The sequence below is a fragment of the Actinoplanes regularis genome, from assembly GCF_900188005.1.
GTDB lineage: Bacteria > Actinomycetota > Actinomycetes > Mycobacteriales > Micromonosporaceae > Actinoplanes > Actinoplanes regularis.
Window position 1 is genome coordinate 272323 of sequence record NZ_FZNR01000007.1, and the last position, 26333, is coordinate 298655.

Here is a 26333-nt window from a genome sequence, read left to right on the forward strand (position 1 = left end):
CGTCAAAACAGCAGCGTCACGCCTTCGATGGCGATCCGTTCGTCCAGCCGGGAACGGTCCAGGTTCGCGCAGAGCACGATCGACGCTCCTGCGGTGAGCGGCGCGAGCAGCCAGATCAGCGGCTGTTCGGAGCCGGCGGCATCGATCAGCACCCGATCGCCCTGGAGGATCCCGCGCGACTCCGCGATGACCCCGGCGGCCAGGCCGTACTCACCGAAGGTCGTTCCGTCCGTCGTCGCCGCGCCGGAGACCCCGACCCGGTCCCGCGGCGGTTCGGCGCCGAGGTGGGCCCGCGCCGCGGAGGGGAAATCGCGGTAGTCCTCCGGTGCTTCGTGAACCGGCTCCCCGTACGGTGCCAGGCCCAGTACGAACTGGTGCTTCGCCAGAGGCACCTCGTCCAGCCAGCTGTCCACCCGCCGCAGCTCCACGAACGTCACGTCCAGGTCCGGCCCACCGCTGTCCAGGCCGGCCGTGCTCCACCCGCGGAAGGACACCTCGAGCCCGGCCGACCACGCCCCGAGCAGCACCGCCGCCGTCTGCCAGTGGGGCGGCAGCAGCACCCCAGCCCTGCTTCCCGGCCCGAGCCCGCACTCCTCGGTCAGCAGGGACGCGGTCGCCCCGCTCCACCGACCCAGCTCAGTCGCGGTCAGCCCGACCCGCTCTCCGGTGGCGTCGTCGTAGTAAGTGATCAACTCACCCGCGCGCCGTTGCTTGATGTCGCTCACCGCTGCTCAACCTACCCGGTCGCCCGAGGGTAACTGTTGTCCTGACCGGTATCGGTCGTTCCGAGCTACCGGGGCGGTCCACTGTCGTTCGACTCGCCCCCAGGATCAGGGCCTTCTTCAAGCTTTCCCCAGCCGGCCTGGTGAAAGCGGGACAGCTCGCGGGCCTCGGCGGCGTACCGGGCAAGAAGGTGGACCGTCTCCGGACCGGCCTCGCCGTCGGCCGCCACGCCGACCCGGGTCTGGAACGCCCGCACCGCCGCCGCAAGCTCCGCGCTGTCCGTGCCGACCTCGATGCCGAAGTCGGTGAAAAGGGCCCGCAGGCTCGCCGGATCGGCGCTCGGCGGGGTCTCCGCCCAGCCGATCACGCCACCGACCGCGGTGCCGACCACGGCGAGCACACCTCGTGCGGTCATCGTCACCTCCCCGATTCGCTGTGTCACTCCAGCATCGGGGCTTTTGGCGGGCGTGACATCTGCCGAGAGTCCCGGCCGGCGGGGTATTCCTATGCCTTTCGGCCGACCGGGCCACGACTGCGCGCCTTCCGGAACAGGGGCGAGGTTCCGGAAGGCGCGGAGGTGGTGGGTGGGAACGGGCGCCCCGGTCGACGGCTACGGGCAGAGGCCGGCTTGGGCGATCTTGGTCAGTCGCAGTTCCTGGTCCGTGGAGACGCCGTACTCCGCGAGGTCGTCCTGCCGATCACCGCGTACCAGGGCACAGGCCTTGTTGCCGAGATCGGCGATCTCCTCATCCCGCCGGTCGACTGCCAGATCCGGTAGATCTCTCCGTACCGCCGCCACGAACAGATCGGCGTTGCCGAGTGCGACCGGCGCGACCGAATCCGGAGCGGACGAGGCCGGCGTCGAGGAGGGTGGCACCGAAGTGGGTGGGGAGAGTGGCGCCGCCATTGTGGCCGTGGACACCGGCGGTAGCGCCCGCCCCTCCACCCACACGGGGGCGGGGTCCGAACACCCGGCCACCAGGCCGACCGATAGCACTGCAAGGGGAATACAACAGGCAATATGACCCGATTTCACCGGAAAGACCGTAGAGGACATTGGAGCGACGGCCCATCCGGCACACCGAACCCGTACGGGGGACCGCAACCGCGTGCCCCGCAACATTGCGGGGCACGCGGTTACGTCAGCCGGCCAGGTGCCCCCAGCGGCTCTCCAGCTCCGGCCAGGTGCCCTGGTCCTCGGCCTTGCCGCCGATCAGCACCACGACCCGGTCGGCCCGGGCCAATGCGGCCCGCTTCGACGTCGACCCGACCACCGTCACCCCGTGCGTGCGCAATGCCTGCCAGAGATCCAGCTCCGTGTTCACGTCCAGGGCGGACGACACGTCGTCGGCGATCAGCAGCTCGGTGCGCGGGGCGAGCGCCCGGGCCAGGGCCAGCCGCTGCAGCTGACCGCCGGAGAGCCGGGTGCCCTTGTGGCCGATCAGCAGTTGCAGGCCGCCGCCGGCCGCGGACAGGTCGTGGTCCAGCTGGGCGACCGAGACCGCGTCGGCCGCATCCACCTCGTGCCCGAGGCGGATGTTGTCGGCCACCGTCCCGGAGAGCACTCTGGGCAGCTGGGCCACGTAGCCCACCTGGTTCGGCCGCAGGAACAGCTCCGGATCGTGGACCGGCTCGCCGTTCCAGCACAGGTCGCCGGTGTGGTGCACGATCCCGGCCAGCGCGCGCAGCAGCGACGACTTGCCCGACCCGACCGGGCCGACCACCAGCACCAGCTGGCCGCGTTCCACGGTCAGGTCGATGTCGCGTACCCCCTGGGCGCCGTTCTCGTGGACCGCGCTGAAACCGCGCAGCTCCAGCGTGCGCAGGGGGTTGCGGGCCGGCGCCGCGGGAGCCGGTGCGGTGCCCGCCGAGATGTCCACGCCGGGCACGTCGGACGAGTACTCCCCGGAGCCGGTCATCGCGACCGTCCGTCTCGTCCAGACCTTCGCCGAGGGGAAGTGCGACACCAGCGACGCGGTCGTCCACGCGAACCACCGGGCCGACCCGAGCGTCGCCACCGCGATCAGGGTCGCCGCCGCGCTGAGCCGGCCGGACAGGTACAGCGCCCAGACCGCGATCGGCAGCAGGCCGCTCGCGATCGCGGGCGTGGACCGCGCCCACACCTGGATCGCGATCTCCCGCCACTGCAGCTCGTTGCGTTTCGCGTCGAGCCGGGCCAGGTGGCCCAGCACCGGTTCGGTCGCGCCGGCCAGCTTCACCGTGCGCGCCGCCGACAGGGACGAGACCAGCGCGGTCGCGAACGCCGCGCGGGCTGCCACGGTCCGCCGGGCGGCCTGCTCCAGCCGCGGCCCGAACAGGGTCGCGGCCAGCCCGGACACCAGCATGGTGCCGACGAAGAACGTGGCCGGCACCAGTGACTGCGCGGTCGCGGTCATCACGATCACGGTGATCACGGCGACCCCGTTGTCGATCAGGTTGTCGGCGAGCATCACCACCCGTTCGGTGTCACCGCCCTGGGCGACGACCTCGGCGGGAGTGTGCTTGCTGACCCGGCGCGGGCCGATCTGTCCGTTCACCAGGCGCAGGCTGATCCGCAGCATCTGCCGGACCCACCACTCCGGGAACCACGCGCCGGTGTAGTACAGCGTCGGGACCAACGCGAGCAGGGCCACCGCGATCGCGAAGGCCGGCAGCATCGGATCGCCGACGCCGTCGACCACGTCCGCCCAGAGCAGCGGCAGCACCGCCCCGTCCAGGCCGAAGAGGACCAGCAGCACGAAGAGGCCGACCGCGCCGAGGCCGTACCGGGCGTCGTTGGTGGCCAGCCGGGCGATCTCCCGCATCGTCCGGGTCGGCGGCGGGGTGGGCAGCGGCGGCGGCTCCACGGTGGGCAGCGGATTGCCGAGCGCGTCCGGGCCGAGCTCCAGCCGTACGGCGGTGTCCCAGTCGTGCTCCTCGACCAGCACCCCGCCGGGGCCCGGCTGCGCCGCCTGTGCCGGGACGGCCAGGTTGCTGCTCGCCATCAGCTCGGCGAACCGGCGGGACTCGCGCAACGGACCGGCCTCGAGCACCTCGCCGTCGGCCAGTACCACGACCTCGTCGCAGCGCTGCACCGAGGAGAGCCGGTGCGCCACGATGACACCGATCCGGCCGCGCAGCAACCGGTCGGTGGCCCGCTGCACCCAGGACTCGGTGACCGGGTCCATCCGGGCGGTCGCCTCGTCCAGGATCACCACCTGCGGGTCCCGGACCAGGATCCGGGCGAACGCGACCAGCTGCTCCTGCCCGGCGGAGAGTTTGTAGCCACCCTCGCCGAGCTTGGTGTCGATGCCGTCCGGCAGGCCGGCGACCCAGGCGGAGAGCCCCAGCTCTTCGAGGGCCGCGCCGGCCCGGGGCTGCAACTCCGAGTCGAACAGCGCGATGTTCTCGGCCAGGGTGCCGGCCAGGATCTCGGTGCGCTGCGGAACGATCGCGGTCCACCGGCGCAGGCCCTCGACACCGATGTCGTTGATGTCGACGCCGCCGAGGAAGACCGTGCCCGGCGGTACGTCGACGGCCCGGGTGAGCACCTTGGCCAGCGTGGACTTGCCGGATCCGGTCCGTCCGACCAGCGCGTACGAACGGCCGCGCACGAAGGTGAGGCTGATCCCGCGCAGGGCCGGCGGCCGTGCGCCGTCCGCTTCGCCGTACCGGAAGGTGAGGTCGCGGACCGCCAGGTCGCCGTCGACCGGGGGCACACCCTCCGACGGCTCCTGCTTGACCGCGCTGAGCAGCTGCACGCGACTCCAGGCGCCGAGCGCGTTCTGCAGCTCGGGGACCATCCGGGTGACGTGCTCCAGAGTGCCGCCGAAGCCGAGCGCGAGGAGCCAGACGGCGGTCAGCCGGGCGCCGTCGATGTGCCCGGTGACCAGCGCCCACGCGCCGAACACGACGAGCGAGGCGATCAGCGTGCGGGTGATGGCCCCCGCCCACATGGTCACCCTGGACGAGGAGCGCCAGACGCGGCGGCCGCGGGCCAGCACCTCGCGGGCCCGGTCGGCGAAGAGCCGCTGCACGTACGGCGCGGCCAGGCTGGTGCGGACGTCGTCCTGGCCGTGGATCGCCTCCTCCATCACGGCGGCCAGGTCGGACCAGGCTTCCTCCTCGGCGATGCGCACCGGGGAGATCCGCTGGATGGGCTTGTTCATGGTGACGAAGATCAGGACGGACACCACGATCATGCCGAGGCCGGCGGGCCACCAGACGAAGAACGCGGTCACGATGGAGAGCGTGGCCACCGCGAGCGACTGGGCGATCCGTACCCCGCCGCCGCGCAGGTCGGAGCCGACCTGGTAGACGTCGGAGTCGATCCGGTCGAGAAGCTCACCGACCGGGGTGTTCTCCAGGGTCGGGATGTCCTGGCCGAAGGCGACCCGGTTGAGTCCACGCCGGACCCGGGCCGCCCAATCGGCGGTGAGCCGGGCGGCGACCAGGCCGACGAAGACGTCGCTGATCACGGTCGCGCCGAGCGCTATGGCCAGCACGATGAAGAGTGTCCCGGACCGGTTCACCAGTACGGGCCCGGCCAGCGCCAGCGCCGCAGCCGATCCGGCCGCTCCCAGGACGATCAGGAAGGCGGCGAGCGCCGAGCGACTTCGGGAGGTAACCCACAGGTCGCGGAGCAGACGCATACGAAGTCCTCTGGACGATGGGGGAAGCAGGCGGTACCCCATCCTGCGCGGGTCTGCTTGACCGTCTCAACCGGTTTATTCCCGGCGAATCGTCCAAGCGGTGCGCGTCCGGTACTCGTAGCGGCCGGATCGGTGCGCGGGTGTCAGGCGCCCGCGTGCAGGGTCAGCAGGGTGATCTCGCTGGGGGCGAAGATCCGGAACGGGGGACCCCAGAAGCCGGTGCCCCGGCTGGTGTAGAGCTGGGTCCGGTCGGAGTGGCGGGAGAGTCCCTGCAGGACCGGCTGGTCGATGCGGACCAGGTAGTGGAAGGGCCACATCTGGCCGCCGTGGGTGTGGCCGGAGAGCTGCAGGTCGATGCCGTGGGCGACCGCCCCGGTGATCTGCTGGGGCTGGTGGGCCAGGAGCAGGACCGGCAGGTCGGGGTCGGCGCCGGCGAGCGCGGCCTCATGGTCCATGTGGTGGCCGGGGAGGCCGGAGCCGGCCGCGGTGCGATCGTCGACCCCGGCCACGACCAGGGAGTCGCCGTCGCGGGAGACGACCAGGTGGCGGTTGTGCAGGGCGTCCCAGCCGAGCGAGGACATGTACTCCACCCAGCCCTGGGCGCCGCTCATGTACTCGTGGTTGCCGGTGACGTAGACCCGGGCCATGGTGGCCCGCACGTCGCCGAGCGGGGCGGCCTGGGAGAGCCGCTGGGGGACCTCACCGTCGGCGATGTCGCCGGTGTGCGCCACGATGTCCGGCCGCAGCGAGTTGACCACCTCGATGACGCCGCGGGACCAGCGGGACCGGTCGATCGGGCCGTAGTGCGTGTCGGTGATCAGGACGACCCGCAGACCGTCCAGGCCGCGGCCGAGCCGGGGGATGGTCACGTCCACGTTCCGGACCCGGGAGACGCGCATGGCTTCCGTGTAGCCCCAGAGGAGCAGGGCCGCCGAGACGATCAGGACCCCCGCGGTGACCAGTCGCGAGCGGACCGGATCAGCGACCCCGGCTAGGGCGAGGACCAGGCCGAGCGCCTGACCGAGCACGGACCAGACGAAGAGCACCCAGATCACGCCGAGCGTCGTGTCGGCGATCCGGGCGCTGACGTCGTCGTGGCGCCCGTGGCCACGGAACATCAGCACCGGGAATCCGGCGGCGACCAGCGCGAACAGCACAGTGCCACCGATGAACACCGGGGTCGGCCAGGCGTTGCCCGACCAGACCAGCGTGGCCCACGGCACCCCGAACAGCAACGCGAGCACCGCAACCATGATCAACCCGAAGCGGGAGCCGGGCCCCCGCCGCCGGCGCGGCTCCGCCGCGACCGCCGCCTCTTCCACAGACATGCCCGCAAGCATGCCACCGGGTCACGGCGAGAACCCGTCCCCGGGGTCAGCGCCCAGCGAACGCAGCAGGGCGGAGGGCACCACGAGATCGGCCATCGGCCGGGTGGCGGCGATCAGCGCGGCGTTCCGCTCGTCGGTGCCGGTCGCCCACGCCACCGCGGCGTCCGGCTCCTTGCCGAACCGCACGTGCCGCGCGATCAGCCGCCGCCGCCGCTCCGCCGGCTCCAGGTCGGCGTACCAGACCTCGCTGAACAGCCCGCTCAGCCCGGCCCATCGACCGTCCGGGAGCAGCAGGTAGTTGCCCTCGGTGAGCAGCAGGTGGGTGGTGCGGGGCACGCTGATCGCCCCGGCGATCGGCTGTTCGAGGATCCGCTCGAAGTTCGGCGCGTACACCGTCTCGTTCTCGTCGGCGAGGAAGCGGCGCAGCAGCGCCGCGTACCCCCAGGCGTCGAAGGTGTCCGGCGCGCCCTTGCAGTCGCGCAACCCGAGCCGGTCCAGTTCGACGTCGGCCAGGTGGAAGCCGTCCATCGGCACGTGCGCCACCCAGGTCCCAGGAGTGTGTCCGTCGGGTGGGGCGGCCGCCAGTTCGGCCAGCAGTGACTCGGCGAGGGTCGTCTTGCCCGCGCCGGGCGGCCCGGCGATGCCCAGCACCGCACGCCGCCCACCGGCGACGAGGGCCCGGGCCCGGGCGACCAGTTCCGGGAACGTGCTCGTCATAACGATGACCGTATCGCCCCGGCGGGGGGCCCGATCAGGGACTCGCGGTGCTGCCGGGCCGTTCGGCCCAGACCGGCTCGGGGGTTCGGCCAGGCCGGGGCCGTAGCCGAGGCGGAGGGTGCGGGTGGGCCTGGGGGTTCGATCAGCCGAGGCCGAGGCGCAGGCCGGCCACGCCGGCGGGGGAGAGCGGGCGGGCCGTCGCCCGGGCCAGGTCGGCGCGGATCCCGGCCGGCAGTTCGTCGCCCAGGGCGCACAGTGCCGGGTACAGGTCGAGGACCTGGCGGTGGCTGAGGGCCCCCGCGCCGATCAGCAGCCCGTTGAGCGCGGTCGGGGTCTGGCCGAGCTCACCGCAGAGCTCACGGCGCCAGGCCAGGTCGTGCACGTGGTCGGCGAACTCGCGGGCGATCCGGTTGCCGGCCGGCGAGCGCAGGCCGCCGAGGGTGTTCTGCCGCTGCCGGGCGATCGGCGGGGCGAGGCGGCAGGCGATGCCGAGCCGGCGGGCCAGCTGCGGGACGGTGAGCACGTCCATGCCGGCCGAGCAGCCCTCGCAGAGCCGTTGGTAGGTCTTGGCGTGGATGACGGAGGCGGGCCGCTGACAGGCGCCGTCCAGGCCGCACGACGGGTCCAGGATCACCTCGGTCAGGGTGCCCTCGTGATCGAACCGGCCGACCGCGAAATAGGTGGCGGGGGCGGTGCGGTAACGGGCCAGGGCGGCGCGGGCGCTGACGTAGCCGTCGGCGTCGACGCCGATGTGTGGCACGCCGGCTTCGGTGTGCAGCTGGATGAGCCGAAACATGGTGGGTGCACGCTCCCAAGGTGAAGCGGATTCGCCGGTTGTTTCCCGGTACGCGCACCATGCCGAAAAAGTTCAGCCGTCACGCTCTGTCATTGAATCGTGACGACATTTGCGCTGGCAGGCGTCCCGGGAGCAAGCGCAGATTACTCGCTGTAACGTGAAATGGCTAGGCTCGGCGCTGTTCGGGGGCCGAAGGCGCGGGCGTGCGGGCGGGCTGGCATTCTGGTGGGGATGACGACCGACAGTGCGTCCTGCGTGTGTGGACATCCGTTCGGGGCGCACGAGCACCACCGTGCGGGCACCGAGTGTGTGACTTGTGCCCCGGGCCGGTGTTCCCGATTCCGCCGTTCCCGCTGGTGGCGGCGATGGTCGTCAGGTCGGCCGGGCTGAAGATCGCCCGAATTGTGGTCCTCTCGGGCTGCGAAAGCCTATTAATTCTGTAGGCTTACCGCACTCTGGTGTGTCGCGGCCTCCGAGGGGGAAAGATGGCACTTCCCGACTTCCTGATCGCCGGTGTTCCCAAAGCCGGCACCACAGCTCTGCACGCGGCCCTGACCGGCCATCCGGAGCTGTTCCTGTCGCCGGTCAAGGAGCCCAAGTTCTTCCTCTCCGAGGGCCCGCCACCCCGCCACGGCGGCCCCGGCGACGTGCAGACCTATCAGGAGCACGTGTGGCGCCGGGGCGACTACGAGGCGCTGTTCGCGCCGGCGCCGGCCGGTGCCCGGCTCGGTGAGGCGACCCCGTTCTACCTGCACGACCTGGCCGCCCATGATCGGATCAAGGCGCTGGTTCCGGAGGCGCGGATCATCCTGCTGCTGCGGGACCCGGTGGACCGCGCGCACTCGAACTGGACCCACCTGTGGAACGCCGGCCTGGAGCCGGAGGCCGACTTCCTGGCCGCCTGCCGGGCCGAGCCGGCCCGCGTCGAGGCCGGCTGGGCGCAGTTCTGGCACTACCTCGGGCTCGGCCTGTACGGCCGCCAGCTGGAGCATCTCTACCGGCATTTCCCCCGGGAGCAGGTGCTGCTGCTGCGCTACAAGGAGCTCAAGGACGCGCCGGCCGCCACGCTGGACCGCGTCTGCGCCTTCATCGGCGTGCGCACCGGCGTGCTCAAGGCCATTCCGAAGGAGAACGTGAACCGGCACGTCGTCGAGGACAACGCGCTCAACCGGGTGCTCCGCGGCCTGCTGCGGGCCGGGGGGAACTTCGGTCACCACTTCCCGGTGCCGCTGCGCCTGGCGGCCCGTGGCCCGCTGCTCACCCTGCTGCACCGCAAGAAGGGCGCCCGCCCGGTCACCACCCCGGCCGAACGCGCCGAGCTGCTGCCGCACTTCGCCACGGACATCGCGCTGCTGCAGGACATCACCGGCGAGCGGTTCGACGACTGGCTCAGCGTGGACCGACACGCCCGGGCTCAGCAAACCCCACCATTCCAATAGGTTATGGCAGAATTCACTGGTCTGTGCAGCCGCATACCAGGGAGACGACGTTGTCCATCGGAATCACCGCCCTGCCCCTGCCGCGCTGGGAAGACTCCACGGTGGTGGTGGAGCCGCCGGGCACCGAGCCGGGCGCCTGGTCCGGCGCGCCCAGCTCGATCGTCGCGGACGGTCTCGTCTACCTCGCCTACCGCGTGCGGCTGCCGATCGGGGCGGGCCGGGGCGTCGCCAACCTGATCGCCCGGTCCGCCGACGGGCTGAACTTCACAGTGGTGGCCGAGGTGGGCAAGGACCAGTTCGGGGCGGAGTCGCTGGAGCGGCCGGCCCTGGTGCGCACGCCGGACGGGCGCTGGCGGCTCTACGTCAGCGCCGCCACCCCGGGCACCAAGCACTGGCGGGTCGACCTGCTCGAGGCGGACACCCCGGAGGGCCTGGCCACCGCGCCGGGCCGGACGGTCCTCGCCGGCGACGAGTCGGCCGGGTGGAAGGACCCGGTGGTGCACCACGACGAGCACGGCTGGCACCTGTGGGCCTCCGTGCACCCGCTGGAGTCCTGGGCCGACGCCGACCGGATGACCACCGAGTACGCGACCAGCCCGGACGGCGTGCGCTGGACCCGGCGGCGGACCGCGCTCGCCGGCCGGCCCGGCCGGTGGGACGCCCGCGGGGTGCGGGTCTCGTCGGTCCAGGTGGTGGGCGACGAGATCACGGTCGCCTACGACGGCCGGGCCACGGCGGGGGAGAACTGGGAGGAGCGCACCGGGGTGGCCCGCGGCACCCGCCTGCCGGACGGCACGTTCGGCGTGCTCACGGCGGAGGAGCGCGAGCCGGTCGGCAGCCCGCACAGGCCGTACGGGCTGCGTTATCTGAGCCTGGTCGACCTGCCGGACGGCGGCCGGCGGATCTACTACGAGGCGACCCGTGAGGACGGGGCGCACGACCTGCGTACCGAGAAGGTTTGATCGCAGTCGGTAATGTTTGCAGATTGATTGAAATTGTTAATGCCAGCTCAGCGGGTTGATGACTGAGAGGGCCATCACTCTGGGTGGGGGCTCGCGGGGGCACTCGAGGCCGATGGCATAGCGTCGTCCATGACGTCGGGTGCTCGCGTACAGCAGCGGTACCAGTCGATGGCGGGACCGGCCCACAAGGCGCGGTTCCGCCATTCTTTCGTTCCGGGCCGGAGCCCGCTCAAGCGCGCGGCACCACGACCAGGGGCCGGACCGCGCTGCGCAGCAGGCGGGTCGACACGCCGCCGAGCAGCACCCGGCGGGCCGGCCCGTAGCCACGCGATCCGCAGAACAGCACGTCCACCTCGGCCAGCGCGGCCAGCTCCTCGACCACGTCACCGGAGCGCACCTCCCACCGCGTCGGCAGGTCCGGCACGGTGGCCGCGGCGTGGCGCAACGCCCGCTCGTACGTCTCCCGGGCGGTGTCCAGGAAGGCCCGCTCCGCGTCGTCGCCGATCATGAACGGCAGTGCCGACTCGCCCCCGGCCACGACGGTGACCAGCCGCAGCTCGCTCTTGGTCTGGCGGGCCAGCACGGCGGCCGCGTCGAGCGCGGCCCGCCCGTCCGGGGTGTCCACGTAGGCCACCCCGATCCGGCCGGCCGAGCCGGGCGCCCCACCGACGCCGGCCGGGGTCACCGCGACCGGGCAGACCGAGCCCGCCAGCAGCCGCTCGGCGGTGCTGCCGGCGAGGATCCGGGCGGCCGGCGCGGTGGCGCGGGAGCCGACCACCAGCATCGCGGCGCCGGTCTGCTCGGCGAGGTCGTGCAGGCCGTGCGCGGCCGAGCTGGACGCGATGATCCGGTACTCCACACCGGGCGGGTCGCCCAGGGTGGAGCGGGCCTCGGCGAGCACCCGCTCGGCGGCCCGGTACCGGTCCGCGACCCACTCGGCGTCGACCCGGCCGGAGCCGATCGCGGACGGCGCCGGGTGCACCACCGCGACCAGCAGCGGGGCCTCCCGCGCCTCGGCCAGCCAGCGGCCCAGGGCGAGCGCGTCCGCGGTGCCGGCGCCGTGGTGGGTGCCGACGATCACCGGTGCGGTCATGACGCCTCCTGCCGGCGCAGCCGGGAGTTCCGATAGCCGTAGAGACCGTAGATGATCAGGCCGATCGCCAGCCAGACGACGAATCGGATCCAGGTGTCCAGCGGCAGATCCGACATCAGGTAGACGGCGAACGCCACGCCGAGCAGCGGCAGCAGCGGCGACCAGGGCACCCGGTACGGCCGCGGCATCTCCGGCCTGGTCCGGCGCAGCACGATCACCCCGATGTTGACCAGGACGAACGCGAACAGCGTGCCGATGTTGACCAGCTCCACGATGGTGCCGAGCGGGACCAGCGCCGCCAGCAGCGCGATCAGCACGCCGAGCAGGACGGTCAGCCGGGCCGGTGTGCCGTACCGCTGATGGACCTGGGCCATCCGGTGCGGCAGCAGGCCGTCCCGGCACATGGCGAAGAAGATCCGGGTCTGTCCGTACAGGATCACCAGGGCCACGCTGGTGATCGCGACGACCGCGCCCAGGGCCAGGATTCCGGCCGCCCAGCTCATCCCGGCGCCCTGGTCGAGGGCCGCGGCCAGCGGGGCGTCGCTGTCCTTCATCTGGTCGGGGCTGGCGATGCCGAGCGCGCCGACCGCGGTGAGCACGTAGAAGGCGGTGCAGATGGCGAGCGAGCCGATGATCGCCCAGGGCAGGTCCCGCGCCGGGTTCCGGGCCTCCTCGCTGCCGGTGGAGACCGCGTCGAACCCGATGTACGCGAAGAAGATGATCGCCGCGGCCTCGGTCACGCCGTCCGTCCCGGCCGGCGCGAACGGGTGGAAGTTGCCGGTGCTGAAGTTCGCGAACGCCACCACCAGGAAGAAGACCAGCACGGTCAGTTTGATCACGACCATCACCAGGTTGGCGCGGACGCTCTCGGACACACCCCGGACCAGCAGGAGCGTGACGGCCAGCACGATGAAGACGGCCGGCAGGTTGAAGACGCCGCCCTCCTCGGGTGACTTGGCGATGGCGTCGGGCAGGGTGACGCCGAACGCCGCGTCCAGGAACGCGTTGAGGTTGCCGCCCCAGCCGACCGCGATGCCGGCCACCGAGACGCCGTACTCCAGGATCAGGTCCCAGCCGATCACCCAGGCGACGATCTCGCCCAGCGTGGCGTAGGCGTAGGTGTAGGCGCTGCCGGAGACCGGGATCGAGGAGGCCAGTTCGGCGTACGACAGTGCGGAGAAGACGCAGGCCACCGCGGCCAGCACGAACGACAGGACGACGGCCGGGCCGGCGATGCCCGAGCCCTTGCCGATCACCACGAAGATGCCGGTCCCGATGATCGCGCCGACCCCCATCGCGGTCAGCTGCGTCACCCCGACCGTCTTCTTGAGCTCGGTGCCCTGCTCGGACGTCTCGTGTACCAGCGATCCGACGTCGCGGATCGCGAACAGCCCCGCCCTGTTCATCCTGGTCCCCCTCGCCGCTTCAGATCACCGTCCTCCCGCGTTCACATTCTCCGTAAACCACCCGGCGGAAAGATCAGCATCATGCGGAAACTTCAGTCCTCCGAGTTGCCGTCCGGCCCGTTGTGTGGGTGAAAACCCGCTCGGCGTACGGGTTGTCCGCCGCCTCCGGTAAACCGCGCGGCAGCCTGCGACGAGTACACCGGGACAGGTACGGTGTGAGAACGGGCAAATCGCCCGACTCGGTTTTCGGTGGGCGAGGTCGAATGGGCGAGGCCGTGATCACCGCACGGCGGCAAGCCGATGGCTCCGTGGTCGTGGACGTGCGGGGCAGCCTGGACGCGGCCACCGTCGAGTCGCTGCGCGAGACCCTGCTGGAGACGCTCCAGCGGGACCGTCCGGCCGTGATGATCGTCGATCTGACCTACGTCACCTTCATGGACTCGGTGGGCCTCGGAGCGCTGATCGCGGGCCAGCGGGCGGCCCAGGAGATCGGCGCCCGGTTCCAGGTGCGCAACCCGAACGAGTTCGTGCACCGCCAACTGCGCGTCACCGGCCTCACCGAGTTGCTCGGGGTCAGTGGCACCCGTCACTTCGGCCTCTGACGTGTGACACAGAGGACATTCGAGGTTGTCACGCTGTGATAGCGTCCGGCTCGCCACGGCGACAGGCCGCCGGCTGTTGACGGTCATACGAAAGGTTGGCGTCCTTGTCGCGCTCCGCCCGCCGGACGGTGCTCGGAGCGTTGACCCTGGGCGCGGCGGCCGTGGCGGCCGGGCTGAGCATCCCGGGCAAGGCGATCAGCCGGCCCCGCCGGGAGCTCCACCGCCGCCCGTTCGATCCCGTCCCGGAGCCCGACCCCGACGGTCTGCTGCTGCCCACCAATGTCACCGACGGGTCCCGGGAGATCCAGGGCTACGCGTCGGCGACCTCGGTGAACGTCGGGGACTCGATCGACTTCCACGTCACGGTGGCGCGGCCCCAGCCGTTCACCGTCACCGTCTACCGGATCGGGCACTACGCCGGTGCGGGCAGCCGACTGATGAAGGTCAGCGAGGAGCTGGCCGGGAGCCCGCAGCCGATCCCGGCGGTCGGCAGGGAGACCGGGCTCATCGACTGCGAGTGGCCGGTCGCGTGGACCCTGCGGGTGCCGGCCGACTGGTCCTCGGGGCTGTTCCTCGCCGTGTTCGAGTCCCGCGACGGTCACCGGGCGAGCACCCCGTTCGTGGTGCGTGAGGACAGGCGCCGGGCGGACTTCCTGCTCGTGCTGCCGTTCACCACCTACGCCGCGTACAACATGTGGCCGCTCGACGGGCGGACCGGGAAGAGCCTCTACCGCGGTTATCGCGCCGGCGGCTCGGTCGGCGGCCCGGCCGAGCGCGCCTACCAGGTGTCGTTCAACCGCCCCTACAGCCGCGGCGGCCGGCCCAAGCTGTTCGCACTCGACGTGGCCGCCGCCCAGTGGCTGGAGACGAACGGATACGACGTCGCCTACGCCAGCGGCGTCGACCTGCACGAGGGGCGGATCGATCCGGAGCGGTACCGGGCGCTGGTCTTCTCCGGCCACGACGAGTACTGGTCCAGCGAGATGCGCGACGTGCTCGAGAAGGCATTCCGCACCGGCACCCACTGCGCGTTCCTGGGCGCCAACAACGTGTACTGGAACATCCGCCTCGACGAGGACCGGCGGGGCCGCGCCGGCCGCGTCGTGACCTGCTACAAGGAGCACCCGGATCCGACGCCCGGCCGGTCCGGGCCCACCATGCTCTGGCGCAACATGGGCGAGGGCCGCCCGCGCGCCGAGGCGCGGTTGCTCGGCGTCCAGTACAACGGCATCCCGAAGACCCCGGCCCCGCTCGTCGTCCGGGAAGCCGGCCACTGGCTCTGGGCCGGCACCGGAGTGCGCGACGGCGACCGGATCAGGAACCTGGTCGGTGGCGAGGCCGACGGACACGACCCGGTGCTGCCGCTCGGGTACGACGCCCGGCAGGTCATCCTCTCGAACAGCCCGTACACGGACGCGCAGGGCCGCGGCGACAAGGTCCAGAACACCAGCCTCTGCGTCACCCCGAAGGGCACGATCATGTTCGCCGCCGGGACCTTCAATTGGCCTCTCGCCCTGGTGGACTCGGGGTGCACCGACGCCCGGATCCAGCGCGCGACGCGGAACCTCTTCGACCGGATGCGCTCTCCCTCCGGGAGATGAGAACCACCCCGCCGCTCCCGGCCGACGCCGGTCCCTCTCAACCCCTTCCTCCGGTACGAACATGGAGTCCCGCCCCCGGGCCTCTCGGCCGAGCCGAGTGCCGATCGGCCCGTCAGGCGGTCAGCGAGTGCTGGGTGGCCGGGACGGCGGTGGAGACGGGGAACGCGAGCGGGCCACGGATGATCCCGGCGTCCCGGCGGCGCAGGGCCCCGGCCCGGCGCAGGCCGGGCATCCGTTCGGCCAGCAGGCGCAGCGCGACCCCGGCCTCCATCCGGGCCAGCGGCGCGCCCACGCAGTAGTGGATGCCGCTGGAGAAGGAGAGGTGGTCGGCCTCCGGGACACGGTGCAGGTCGAAGCGGTCGGCGTCGGCGTACACCGACGGGTCCCGGTTCGCGGCGCCGAGCAGCGGGACGACGAGCTCGCCTTTTCGGACCGTGACACCCGCCAGTTCGATGTCCTCGACCGCGCAGCGGGAGGTCCGCTGCACCGGCGAGTCCCAGCGCAGTGTCTCCTCGACGGCCGCGTCGGCCAGCCCGGCCGGGTCGGCGCAGACCGCGTCCCACTGCTCCGGGTGGTCGAGCAGCGCGTTCACCGTGTTGCCGATCAGGTTGACGGTGGTCTCGAAGCCGGCCACGAGCAGCAGCCGGCACAGCGGCAGCACCTCGTGCGGCTGGATCTGATCACCCTCGGCGGCCAGGATGCGGCTCACCGCGTCGTCCGCCGGCTCGCGACGGCGCAGCTCGAACAGCCGCACGAACACTTTGTCCAACGCGTCGCTGGCGGCCAGCAGCCGGGCCGCGTGCCGGAGCGAGCGGACCCCGTCGAGCGCGCTGCCGATCAACGCGCCGTGCTCGGTGAACTCGTCGACGTCCGCGTCCGGGATGCCCATCAGGTCGGAGATCACCGCGATCGGCAGGGGCGCGGCGAAATCGCTGACCAGGTCGAAGGTGCCCTTGGCGGCGGCCGTGTCGAGCAGTTCGCCGACCACCCGCTCGACCCGCGGGCGGTACCCGGCGATCTGTTTCGGACTGAACGCGGGCTGGGCCAGGCGGCGCAGCCGGGTGTGCTCCGGCGGATCCTTGTCCAGGAACGACATGTCGAACTTGTCGCCCGGCGCGCCCGGCCCGTTCATCTGGGCCGCGCGCGGACAGAACCGGCGGTCCCGCAGTACGGCGTCGCAGACCGCGTGGTTCGCGGTCACCCAGTTGCCGAGCGGGGTGGGCATCAGCGGCCCGTACGCCCGGATCTCGTCGTAGACGGCGTACGGGTTCGCCCGCCCCTCGGCCAGGTGCAGACGGGACAGTGGGTCCCGCCGCACCCGGCCCCAGTAGTTGATGGCGAGACGGCGCCGGTAGAGCGCGACGGCGAAGCTTAGAGCCTGCATCTCTCGCACGTTACGCCATGAGATGTCGGTATTGCGGTAGGCGAACTAGGACAGATCAGCGACATACCCGGAAAGCCGGGCCAACGCCGCGTTCCAGTTGATTGCCTCCTCATTGGTGGACCAGGACTGGATGTCGTCGATGTAGCAGAACTGGCCGACACAGCCGGTCAGTTTCTCCTGGGCCAGCGGGTCCTGGATCGACGAGTTCGGGCCGCCCGCGAGGGTGCCGGCCGGCGGGTTCGGCAGGCTCGGGTCGAGCTGATGGGCGTACCAGCGGCTGTGCTCGTTCTGCGAGCTGACCTCGCCGTAACCGGTGACATAGGACTGGTTGAGCGCGTTGCGGCCGAACAGGTAGTCCAGGCCGGTGAGCACGCCGTCGCGGTACTCACGACCGCCGGTGAGCTGGTGCGCGGCGGAGATCACCACCAGGTTGTTCACGATGATGCTGTTCGAGCCCCAGTCCCACATGTTGTTCGCCGGGGCGTAGCCGACGCCGTACGGATGCGAATCCTGAAGGGCCAGGTACTTCCGGGCGGCCTGGACCACGGAGAGCTTGACCCGGTCCCGGCCGGGCAGCCGGTTCGGGATCAGCGCCAGGTCGAGCCGGCCGGCCGCGGCGGTCGCCGCCCAGTCGAAGGCGCCGGCGCCGAACACGTCGGCGGTGTGCTCGGGCGAGGCCAGCACGTCGGCGGAGTACCCCTTCTCCCCGGTGCTCAGGTACAGCTCGGCGGCCGCCCAGTAGAACTCGTCGGTGACCTTGTCATCGTTGTAGGCGCCGCCGCCCGTGCCGTCGGACGCCGAGGCGTACACGATCGGGTTGGTCTTCGCCGCGGTGTACGCCCTACGCGCGGCGCTGAGCGCCCGGGCCGCGAAGGCCGGGTCGTACGCGCGGTAGACCCGGGCCGCCTGGGCGGCGACCGCGGCCAGGTTCAGCGTCGCGGCGGTGGAGACCGGGTGCAACTCGCGCGGCTGCGGATCCTGGGCGGGCAGCAGCGGCAGGCCGGTCCAGGCCTGGTCGTGGATCTTGTGGTGCACCATGCCGTTCGGCGCCTGCATCTTGAGCAGGAACTCCAGTTCCCAGCGCGCCTCGTCGAGGATGTCCGGGGTCCGGTCGCCGCTCTCCGGGATGGCGAGATCGACCTTGCGGACGCTCCGGGACTGCTCGTACTCGCTGAGCAGTTCCCAGACCGAGATGCCGCCGTTGACCACGTACTTGCCGTGGTCGCCGGCGTCGTACCAGCCGCCCCGCACGTCCAGGGTGTAGTCGCAGACGCCGGGCTGGCAGGGCACGTTCCCGTCACCCTGGTTCGGGGCGACGTCGACGTGACCGGCCGCGCGACCGTAACCGGGGCGCAGGTCGTCGCGGATCTCGATGCCGGAGCGCTGGGTGTAGTAGAACTTCAGCGCGTCGGCGCGCAGCGTCTCGTACGCCTTCCCGCCGATGTCGAAGGGGCGGGACGTCTCGCCGTCCGCGGTCAGCGTGTAACCCGTGCCGGTCCGGCGGTAGCGGCTGAAGTCGATGGTCTGGACGTTCTGTCCCGAGCTGGTGTCCACGCCGCGCGGGGTGCTGTGCCCGGTGGCGACGGTCCTGCCGCGCTTGTCGGTCAGCCGCCAGGGCAGCGCCGTCGTCGCGTCGGTGACCAGGGTCGCCGCCTTCGGGCCCGAGGGCAGGTAGGCGACCTGGTTCACCCGCACCCGCGGCCCGGTGTCCGGAACGTACACCTCCGGCGGGACCCCGCCGACCAGCGACACGTTGTCCACACAGAAGTGCCACGGCTCGGCGCTCCCGCCCACCTGGAAGGCGACCTGCCCCTGCGCGGTTCCGGCCGAGGCCGTGAAGGTGAACGAGTAATGCTGGGTGTCGCCGAGGACGGGCGACTGCTCGAAGTAGGTGTCGTAGGGGCTGACCGCGAGCCCGGTGATCGCCCGGACCACGTGTCCCGCGTCGCCGGAGGCGTCGAAGCTGAACCGGTACGTCTCGCCCGCGACCAGATCGATGTCGTTCTGTCCGATCGCGGCGTCCCAGCGGTTGGTGGTCCCGCCGGGCACGTCCACACAGGCCCGGCCGTCGGTGGAGACGATCGGCATGCCGGGGGTGGACCAGAAGGGGTCGGTGGTGCCGTCGAATCCGCCGTTGACCACTTGTTCGACCTCGTCCGCGCGGGCCGGTACGGCCGCACCGACGAGCGCGAGGGTGGCTACCGCGGCGATGACGGGGGAGCGCTCCCATAAATGCATGGAGACCATCTTGATTACCTGGTGTCACCCCGTCAACAACACTCCGAGTGCGGAATCCGCGCTCGGCGGCCGGTCAGGCGCCGCGCTCACCGGGCGTGAGCAGGACCAGATGATGCCGGCCGGGCCGGACGTCGAGTTCGTCGATCCGCGCGCTCACATCCGCCACCAGCACCGGATCCCCGGTCGCTGTCGCGGCCCGCAGCAGCACGGCCAGCGCGGCCGCGGTCTGCTCCGGCGGGCACTCCGGCAGCAGCGCCGGCAGCCGATCGGTCATCAGCGCGACCGTCGACCGTGGATGATCCCGGTGGCGGTGCAGGAAGTCGCCGCGCATGGTCACCGCCTCGAGCGCGTTCTCCGGCGCGACCCCGTGATGCGCCGCGACCTCGGTCGCGTGCCGGGTAAGCCGGTCCATCCGGGCCCGGTCCCCGCGCATCTGCGCGGCGTCCACCCGGTTCAGCACCGAGCGCAGGTAGTCGTCGATGGCCTCGGGCAGCACCCGGCGGAACAGTCGCTCCGCCGCCGCGAAGTACTGTTCCGCCTCGTTGAGATGCCGGTCCGTCCGCGCCCGGCGGGCCAGCTCGACCTCGATGACGGCCAGGTTGTCGTAGGTGATCGCCCGCCCGACGGGGTCACCGACCAGTGGACCCACCTCCAGCGAGCGGACCAGGCAGCGCCGCGCTCCGGCCAGGTCCCCCTGCTGATGGGCGGTGAGCGCGAGATTGTTCAGGATCGCCGAATGCGTCCCGGGATCCGGCTCGTCCACGGTCCCGAGCGCCTCCAGCGCCCGCGCGAAGTGCCCGGCCGCCTCACCCGGCCGCCCGGCCCGGCGTAGCATCTCACCGCGCTCGTTCTCCGCCGCCGCGACGGTGCCGGCCGTGTGCGCGCCCCGATACATCTCCGCCACGCCACCCCCGTTCGCCGGGTTGCCCACCCCGGTTCGAGCTCGGCGAGCCTCGCCCGAATCGCGGCCGGACCCGCCGAGGTCGCATCGAAAGCGGTGCTGGTGGTCACCGCGCTTGATCAAGTATAAAAGCGACCACTCGGGAATATCGTGCAGAGTACGGGGGTGTTGACATGCGGATCCGGATCGAGGGACGTGACCTGCCACAATCGCCCGAACTCCGGCTGAACGACGTGCACGTGGGTGTTCAGCGGCGCGCCGAGGTGATCGGGCGGGTCCCGGTGACCGCGGATCACGCGACCTGGGAGCTGGACGTGGCCGGCCGCGAGGTGGACGGGCTGCTCGACGTGGGCGGTCCCTGGGTGCACGGCCCGCCCGGCGCCCGCTTCCTCTACCTGAGCTGGGGTGCGGTGCGCGACGACGAGTTCACCATGTTCCGGCGGGCGAAGCTGCTGTTCGGGGACGTCCCCGGGGAGCTGCTGCGGGCCGCCTTCGAGGAGCGGGGCGTGCTGGTCGGGCGGCTCGGGCTGACCGACGAGCGGGGCGAGCCGCGGTGCGCCCGCGTCCGCCCGCCGCTGATCACCTGGACCCTGGAGTGACGCCCTGTTGGTCCCGGGTGGCCGTGCCCGCGGCCAGGGCCGGCTCGGGACGGCCGAAGTGGTAGCCCTGTAGCAGGTGGAAGCCCAGCTCGGTGAGGGTCTCCGCGGTGCGCTCGTCCTCCACGCCCTCGGCGACCAGGGTCAGGCCCAGGCCGTTGGCCATCCGCGCGACCGACTCGACGATCACCCGGCCCCGCGGCTCGTGGATCCGGGTCACGAACGAGCGGTCCAGTTTCAACTCGTCCAGCGGGAGCTGGGTGAGCAGGCCCAGCGACGTGTTCCCGATGCCGAAGTCGTCGATCGCGACCAGTACGCCCATCCTGCGCAATGACCGCAATCGATCAGCGCACTCGGCGGGGCGGGTCATCACCGCGCTCTCGGTCACCTCGACGATCAGCGCCCGCGGCGGCAGCCCGGTCTCCGCCAGCAGCGCGTCGATCGTGGCCACCACCCGGTCCGAGGCCAGGACCGGAGCGGCGAGATTCACCGCCACCGGGACGTCGCGACCGGCCCGGTGCCAGGCCGCGGCCTGCCGCACGGCGTCGGCCAGCACCGCCGCGGTGAGCAGGTGGATCACGTCGGAGCGTTCCGCCTGGGGCAGGAAGACCCGCGGCGGGAGCAGCCCGCGCCGCGGGTGCGACCAGCGCACCAGGGCCTCGACCGAGGCGGTCTCCCGGGTCCGCGCGTCGACCAGCGGCTGATAGTGCAGGACCAGCTCACCTTTGCCGATCGCGGCCCGCAGGTCGGTGTCCAGACCGAGATCGATGTTGCCGGCGGTCAGCGCGGCCCGCCAGAGCTCGACCTGGGTGCGGTCGCGCTTCGCCGTGTACATCGCGGCGTCGGCCCGGGCCAGCAAATCCTCCATCTCCGTCCGGTCCGGATGGTCGGCGAGGGCGACACCGGTCGACGCCTCGACCGTGACCGGGATGCCGGCTACCGGGAACGGCCCCTGGATGGCGTGCAACAGCTCGTGCGCGGCCGCGGCCGGCTCCTTCCCCGGCCAGATCGCCGGGTCCGGGGTGAACACCACGAACTTGTCGCCGTCGAGCCGGAACGCCCGCGCCGGGGCACACGCCGCGGCCAGCGCCACGGCGACGTGCCGCAGCAGCTCGTCGCCGTGGCGCTGGCCGAGCGTGTCGTTGATCTCCTTGAACCGGTTGAGGTCGACCACGAACAGGGCCGCCGGCGCGGCCGCCCGCTGCTCCATCAGGCTGCGCCGGTTGCCCAGGCCGGTCAGGTCGTCGGTGTGCGCCATCGCCTGGTAACGCTTGCTCAGGTGCTCGACCAGCGGGCCGACCGGAGCGATCCCGACCGTGCCGTCGTCGAACGCGACGATCAGCGGGATCGCCTTGAACCCGTCCGGCCGCTGCATCGCGGCCCGGGCCGCGTCGCCCCACTCGGTGCCGGCCGGCAGCACCAGAGCCGGGCGGCGCAGCAGGCTGCGCAGGGGCTTGCGGTGCAGCAGGGCGCGGCCGAAGCCGAGCCGGCCGGCCAGCACCAGCTCGAGGAAGCGGCGATCGACCAGGAAGCGGTCCTCGCCGGTCTCGGTGACGATGCCGAGCAGCTCCGGGTCGGTTCGCAGGATCGACTCGATCTCGCCCATCGGGGTGTCCGGCGGGGTGATCGGGGCCGGGACGGCGAGGTCGGCGAGGACGGGAGTGTGCACGTGACCGCCTCCCCTGATGTGCCGCCAGAGTTCGTTCCGCCGATACGGTACCGGCCCGGCGGATGACGATTATGCCCGCCTGTACGAGGTAGAGGCAGACCTGGCGTGAAACGTTTTCGGAACGGTTGGGCGCGCGGCCCGCGTTTTCCGGACAACTCATTCGTTGACCGGCCGCGTGGTGTGGCCGGGAAAGTGTCGGAGGGGCGGCCTAGAGTCGTCGGCGTGCTGAAGCTCGTCGCCATACCCGCCAGGTCTCCCGCATGAGCGAGATCCTGCCCAGCGGTGAGCCCGCGGTGCGGGTGCTGCACGGATTCGTGAGCCGGGACGGCGGTTTGAACCTGTGGGCCGAGGACGGCGCGCCGGGCGCTCTCGCCAAGGGCGGCCGCGGCGTGCCGTGGCACCCGTCCGCGGTGCCGGCCACCGAGCTGCCGGCCGGGGAGAGGCGCGAGCCCGCCCTGCTGACCCTCCCGTCGACCGGGGCCGGGCCGCTGCCGTCGCCGCAGGTCGGGGTCCCACCGCGGCGCGGCGTGCGGCGGCCCCGGGTGTGGCGGGTGCCCGCCGTCGGCGTGCCGTTCGTCGACGCCGACCTGGCCGCCGAGTTCGACGGCCGCGTCGCGCCGGCGGTCCGGTGGCTGATCGAGTTGTGCGGCTTCGCCGCGAGCCTGGTCCGGCGCGGCCGGGTGCTGCCCGGCGTGCGCCTGGACGGCCCGCGCCCGGCGGCGCACTGGCGTCCGGTTCTGATCGGCGCCGACGCGGCCCGCCACGCCACCCTGCTGGACCGCATGCCACCGGCCTGCCGGGCCGAGACCGCCTCGGGCGCCGAGGCCCGGCCGGTGCGCCCGGGCGACAGCACCGCCGAGGTGGCCGGGGCGGGCGAGCTGCTGACGGCGGCGCTGGAGCGGCTCGTCGACGGGCTGGCGCGGACGCGACTCGCCGAGGCCGGCGTGACCCTGGCCGGCGACGGGTGGCTCGCGGCGCTGACCGGGGAGCCCGGCTTCGACGCGCCGCACGACGAGTTGGACGAGCTGATCCGGGCCCTGGACGCCTGGTTCGCACAGGCCGCGCGCGGTGCCGAGGTGCGGGTCTGCTTCCGGCTCAGCGACCCGCGCGAACACGAGCCGGTGATGCCCGGCGAGGTGCCGCTGCCGAACGACGCGTGGCGGCTGGAGTTCCTGCTGCAGGCCGCCGACGAGCCGAGCGTGCTGGTGCCGGCCGCCGACGTGTGGCGGGACCGGTTCGCCCCGCTGCGCCGGTGGACCGCCCACCCGCAGGAGCGCCTGCTGGCCGGGCTGGGCCGGGCGGCGCGGCTCTACCCGGCGCTCGGTGACGCGCTGCGCGAGGCGCACCCGGTCGAGATGATCCTCGACACCGAGGGTGCGCACGGCTTCCTCAGCCACGCGGCGGTGCTCGCGGAGGCCGGCCACGGCGTGCTGCTGCCGTCCTGGTGGCAGCGGGGATCCGGGCTGGGCCTGTCGCTGCGGGTGCGGACCCCGGAGCCGATCGCGCACGTGCTCCGGGACCGCACGGCCGGCCTGCGCGACCTGGTCGACTACGAGTGGGGGCTGGCGCTGGGCGGCCGCTCCCTGACCTCCGACGACCTGGCCGACCTGTCCCGGGCCAAGGTTCCGCTGGTCAAGCTGCGCGGGCGCTGGGTGTTCCTGGACCCGGAGCGGCTCGCCGCCGGGCTCGCGTTCCTGAGCCGGGGCGGCGGCACGATGACCGCCGGCGACGCGCTGCGGGTGACCCGGCTGCTGCCGCCCGAGGACCTGCCGCTGCCGGTCACCGACGCGCGCGGTACCGGCTGGCTGGGCGACCTGCTCAGCGGTGAGCTGGACGAGCGGCTGGAGCTGATCGATCCACCGGCCGGGCTCACGGGGGTGCTCAAGCCGTACCAGACGAGGGGTTTCTCCTGGTTGGTCTTCATGGACTCGCTGGGGCTGGGCGCGTGCCTGGCGGACGACATGGGGCTGGGCAAGACCGTGCAGCTGCTGGCGCTGCTGCTGCACCGGCGGGACGGGCCGGCGCTGCTGGTCTGCCCGCTCTCGGTGCTCGGCAACTGGCAGCGTGAGGCGGAGCGGTTCGCGCCGGGCCTGCGGGTGCGGGTGCTGCACGGCGCCGACCGGGCCGATCCGGCCTCGCTGAGCGTGGGTGCCGACCTGGTGCTCACCACGTACGCGACCGCCGTCCGCGACGCGGACGCGCTCGCCGCGATCGACTGGGACCGGGTGGTGCTGGACGAGGCGCAGCACATCAAGAACAGCGCGGGGGCGGCAGCCCGGGCGGTGCGGCGTTTCCCGGCCCGCAACCGGATCGCGCTGACCGGCACCCCGGTGGAGAACCGGCTGGCCGAGCTCTGGTCCATCCTGGACTTCGTCAACCCGGGCCTGCTCGCCTCCGCGCACACGTTCCGCGCCCGGTTCGCCGTCCCGATCGAGCGGTACGAGGACGAGGAGGCCGCCGCGCGGCTGCGCCAGGCCACCCGGCCGTTCCTGCTGCGCCGCACCAAGGCCGACCCGGGCATCGCCGGGGACCTGCCCTCGAAGCGGCATGTCCGGCACCTGTGCGGGATGACGACCGAGCAGGTCAGCCTCTATCGCGCGGTCCTCGACGAGCTGCTGGAACGGCTCGCCGAGCCGGGCGAGACCCGCCGCAAGGGCCTGGTGCTGGCCGCGATGACCAAGCTGAAACAGGTCTGCGTGCACCCGGCGCTGCTGCTCAAGGACGCCTCCCCGCTGCCCGGCCGGTCCGGCAAGATCGACCGGCTGGAGGAGATCGTGGACCGGGCGCTGGGGGCGGGCGAGAGCGTGCTGTGCTTCACCCAGTTCGCCAGGTTCGGCGGGATGCTCGCGCCGCACCTGGCCGCGCGGTTCGGGGTGCGGGTGCCGTTCCTGCACGGCGGGACGCCGCGCGGGGCCAGGGACACGATGGTCGACGAGTTCCAGCGGGCGCGGCGGCCCGGGGTGTTCCTGCTGTCGTTGAAGGCGGGCGGCACCGGGCTCAACCTGACCGCGGCGAACCACGTGGTGCATGTGGACCGGTGGTGGAACCCGGCGACCGAGGCCCAGGCTTCCGATCGCGCGTTCCGGATCGGGCAGCGCCGGGACGTGCAGGTGCACACCCTGCTCTGCCTCGGCACGCTGGAGGAGCGCATCGACCGGCTGCTCGCCGACAAGGGCGTGCTCGCCGAGCGGGTGGTGGGGTCCGGCGAGGGCTGGCTGACCGCGTTGTCCACGAGTGAGTTGCGCGACCTGGTCGCCCTGGCCCCGGAGGCGATCGTTGACTGACTTCGCGCCCGTGTCCGGGCGGTGCGCCCCGGCCTCGGAGGTGAACGATGACTGACTTCGCGCCCGCGTTTCTCGGGATGTTCGAGGCGCTGCGGATGGGGCCGACGTTCGCGCGCGGCCGCCGGGACGAACGCGCCGGCCACGTACGCAGTCTTACCGTCTCCAGCAGCCTCGCGGTGGCCCTGGTCCGGGGCCCGGACGACCCCGTCGCGTTCCGGTCCCGCGTCGCGGTCCGTGCCTTCGGCGCGGCCGATTGGGCCCGGGTCGAATCCGCCCTGGTCAGAGAGGCCGGCTTCGTCGCCGGTCTGCTCGACGGCCGGATGCCGCCCGGGGTCGAGGTGGTCTTCGCCGAAGCGGGGCTGACGCTGTTGCCGCTGTCGCTGGACGAGGTGGCGATGGACTGCACCTGCGAGCGGTGGCCGATGCCGTGCGTCCACCTCGCCACCACGTGTTACGCCCTGGCCCGGAGGTTCGAGTCCGATCCGTTCGAGGTGTTCGCCTGGCGTGGCCGGCACCGGGACGAGTTGCTCATGCGCTTGCGGCGACTGCGGGAGGCCGCCGCGGTGGACGCCGCCGAGGCTGGGGTGGACGCCTCCGCCGCCGACAGGGACGCCGCCGGAGCGAAGACCGCTTCCCGGGCGGGGGACGCCGCCGAGCCCGAGCCGCCGCTGATCGACCCCGAGGATCCGGAGGCGTTCTGGGGGATTTCCCTGGATCTCGGAGAATCCGCTGGCGAGGAGCCGGTCGGTGGGCGTTCGGACGCGCTGCTCGACCAGCTCGACGCGCCGCGCCTCGCTCATCGCGGGCGTCCCCTGACCGAAGTGCTTCGCGCCGCGTTCCGTAGTTTCTCGGACTCGTCGGGGGTCGATCGAACGGGCTAGTTCCCCGGAAAAACGCCGGAACGGTCCGAGGCGCCGTGATGCGCTAAGCCCGCAATGGCGCTATGTCCGGAAAAGGTGTGTC

General features: G+C 72.3%; 20 protein-coding genes. 7 read left to right on the forward strand and 13 right to left on the reverse strand.

The annotated features are described in order from the left end of the window. Positions 1 to 2 precede the first annotated feature (2 nt). The 7 genes from CHC09_RS20750 to CHC09_RS20780 form a co-directional block, all read right to left on the reverse strand. Complete coding sequence (locus tag CHC09_RS20750) at positions 3 to 725, reverse strand: TIGR03089 family protein (protein WP_089294802.1); 723 nt, start codon at positions 723 to 725, stop codon at positions 3 to 5. 65 nt (positions 726 to 790) lie between these two features. Next, positions 791 to 1138, reverse strand: coding sequence for a peptidoglycan-binding protein (locus CHC09_RS20755; protein ID WP_089294803.1), 348 nt, complete (start codon positions 1136 to 1138; stop codon positions 791 to 793). 195 nt (positions 1139 to 1333) lie between these two features. Next, entirely contained in the window at positions 1334 to 1645 is a 312-nt protein-coding gene (locus tag CHC09_RS46400; protein ID WP_179277205.1) for a hypothetical protein, read from the reverse strand. 220 nt (positions 1646 to 1865) lie between these two features. Further along, positions 1866 to 5354, reverse strand: coding sequence for an ATP-binding cassette domain-containing protein (locus tag CHC09_RS20765; RefSeq protein ID WP_089294805.1), 3489 nt, complete (start codon positions 5352 to 5354; stop codon positions 1866 to 1868). 143 nt (positions 5355 to 5497) lie between these two features. After that, positions 5498 to 6682, reverse strand: a complete 1185-nt coding sequence (locus CHC09_RS20770; protein WP_239138363.1) for a metallophosphoesterase — start codon at positions 6680 to 6682, stop codon at positions 5498 to 5500. Between the two features lie 21 nt (positions 6683 to 6703). Beyond that, positions 6704 to 7399 (reverse strand): nucleoside/nucleotide kinase family protein, encoded by a 696-nt coding sequence (locus tag CHC09_RS20775; protein WP_089294807.1) that lies wholly within the window; start codon positions 7397 to 7399, stop codon positions 6704 to 6706. A gap of 142 nt (positions 7400 to 7541) precedes the next feature. Beyond that, positions 7542 to 8195 carry a hypothetical protein gene (locus tag CHC09_RS20780; protein WP_089294808.1) on the reverse strand — a complete coding sequence of 218 codons (654 nt, stop codon included), beginning with the start codon at positions 8193 to 8195 and terminating at the stop codon, positions 7542 to 7544. Positions 8196 to 8680: 485 nt separating this feature from the next. Between CHC09_RS20780 and CHC09_RS20785 the strand changes: the two genes are divergently transcribed. After that, a complete protein-coding gene (locus CHC09_RS20785; RefSeq protein ID WP_089294809.1) occupies positions 8681 to 9634 on the forward strand; it encodes a sulfotransferase family protein in 954 nt (317 codons plus the stop codon). Positions 9635 to 9684: 50 nt separating this feature from the next. Beyond that, positions 9685 to 10596, forward strand: coding sequence for a glycoside hydrolase family protein (locus CHC09_RS20790; RefSeq protein WP_089294810.1), 912 nt, complete (start codon positions 9685 to 9687; stop codon positions 10594 to 10596). A gap of 229 nt (positions 10597 to 10825) precedes the next feature. Here CHC09_RS20790 and CHC09_RS20795 read toward each other — a convergent pair whose 3' ends face one another. After that, positions 10826 to 11689, reverse strand: coding sequence for a universal stress protein (locus CHC09_RS20795; RefSeq protein ID WP_089294811.1), 864 nt, complete (start codon positions 11687 to 11689; stop codon positions 10826 to 10828). Continuing rightward, positions 11686 to 13095: an amino acid permease gene (locus CHC09_RS20800; RefSeq protein ID WP_089294812.1), complete on the reverse strand. Its 1410-nt coding sequence runs from the start codon at positions 13093 to 13095 to the stop codon at positions 11686 to 11688. Before CHC09_RS20800 ends, CHC09_RS20795 begins: the two co-directional genes overlap by 4 nt. Before the next feature lie 263 nt (positions 13096 to 13358). Between CHC09_RS20800 and CHC09_RS20805 the strand changes: the two genes are divergently transcribed. Together CHC09_RS20805 and CHC09_RS20810 are read left to right on the forward strand one after the other, a co-directional pair. Continuing rightward, positions 13359 to 13697: an STAS domain-containing protein gene (locus CHC09_RS20805; RefSeq protein ID WP_089294813.1), complete on the forward strand. Its 339-nt coding sequence runs from the start codon at positions 13359 to 13361 to the stop codon at positions 13695 to 13697. 104 nt (positions 13698 to 13801) lie between these two features. Continuing rightward, positions 13802 to 15298 (forward strand): N,N-dimethylformamidase beta subunit family domain-containing protein, encoded by a 1497-nt coding sequence (locus CHC09_RS20810; protein WP_089294814.1) that lies wholly within the window; start codon positions 13802 to 13804, stop codon positions 15296 to 15298. A 112-nt stretch (positions 15299 to 15410) separates the two neighbouring features. On the opposite strand, the gene CHC09_RS20815 is transcribed toward CHC09_RS20810, so the two are convergent. The 3 genes from CHC09_RS20815 to CHC09_RS20825 all read right to left on the reverse strand — a co-directional run bounded on the left by CHC09_RS20815 (position 15411) and on the right by CHC09_RS20825 (position 19815). Then, positions 15411 to 16682 (reverse strand): cytochrome P450, encoded by a 1272-nt coding sequence (locus CHC09_RS20815; protein ID WP_089294815.1) that lies wholly within the window; start codon positions 16680 to 16682, stop codon positions 15411 to 15413. 45 nt (positions 16683 to 16727) lie between these two features. Further along, entirely contained in the window at positions 16728 to 18920 is a 2193-nt protein-coding gene (locus tag CHC09_RS20820) for a glycoside hydrolase family 9 protein (RefSeq protein ID WP_089294956.1), read from the reverse strand. 73 nt (positions 18921 to 18993) lie between these two features. Further along, entirely contained in the window at positions 18994 to 19815 is an 822-nt protein-coding gene (locus CHC09_RS20825; RefSeq protein WP_239138365.1) for a tetratricopeptide repeat protein, read from the reverse strand. A gap of 179 nt (positions 19816 to 19994) precedes the next feature. Here CHC09_RS20825 and CHC09_RS20830 point away from each other — a divergent pair, with 179 nt between their 5' ends. Then, positions 19995 to 20420, forward strand: coding sequence for a DUF5990 family protein (locus tag CHC09_RS20830; RefSeq protein ID WP_089294817.1), 426 nt, complete (start codon positions 19995 to 19997; stop codon positions 20418 to 20420). On the opposite strand, the gene CHC09_RS20835 is transcribed toward CHC09_RS20830, so the two are convergent. Then, positions 20401 to 22086, reverse strand: a complete 1686-nt coding sequence (locus tag CHC09_RS20835) for a putative bifunctional diguanylate cyclase/phosphodiesterase (RefSeq protein WP_089294818.1) — start codon at positions 22084 to 22086, stop codon at positions 20401 to 20403. The two genes, CHC09_RS20830 and CHC09_RS20835, sit on opposite strands and share 20 nt — an antisense overlap. A 1355-nt stretch (positions 22087 to 23441) precedes the next feature. Here CHC09_RS20835 and CHC09_RS48860 point away from each other — a divergent pair. Then, on the forward strand, positions 23442 to 25370 hold the full coding sequence (locus CHC09_RS48860) for a DEAD/DEAH box helicase (protein WP_425320679.1): 1929 nt from the start codon (positions 23442 to 23444) through the stop codon (positions 25368 to 25370). Positions 25371 to 25417: 47 nt separating this feature from the next. Continuing rightward, positions 25418 to 26251, forward strand: a complete 834-nt coding sequence (locus CHC09_RS20845) for an SWIM zinc finger family protein (protein ID WP_089294820.1) — start codon at positions 25418 to 25420, stop codon at positions 26249 to 26251. The last annotated feature ends 82 nt before the right edge of the window (positions 26252 to 26333 follow it).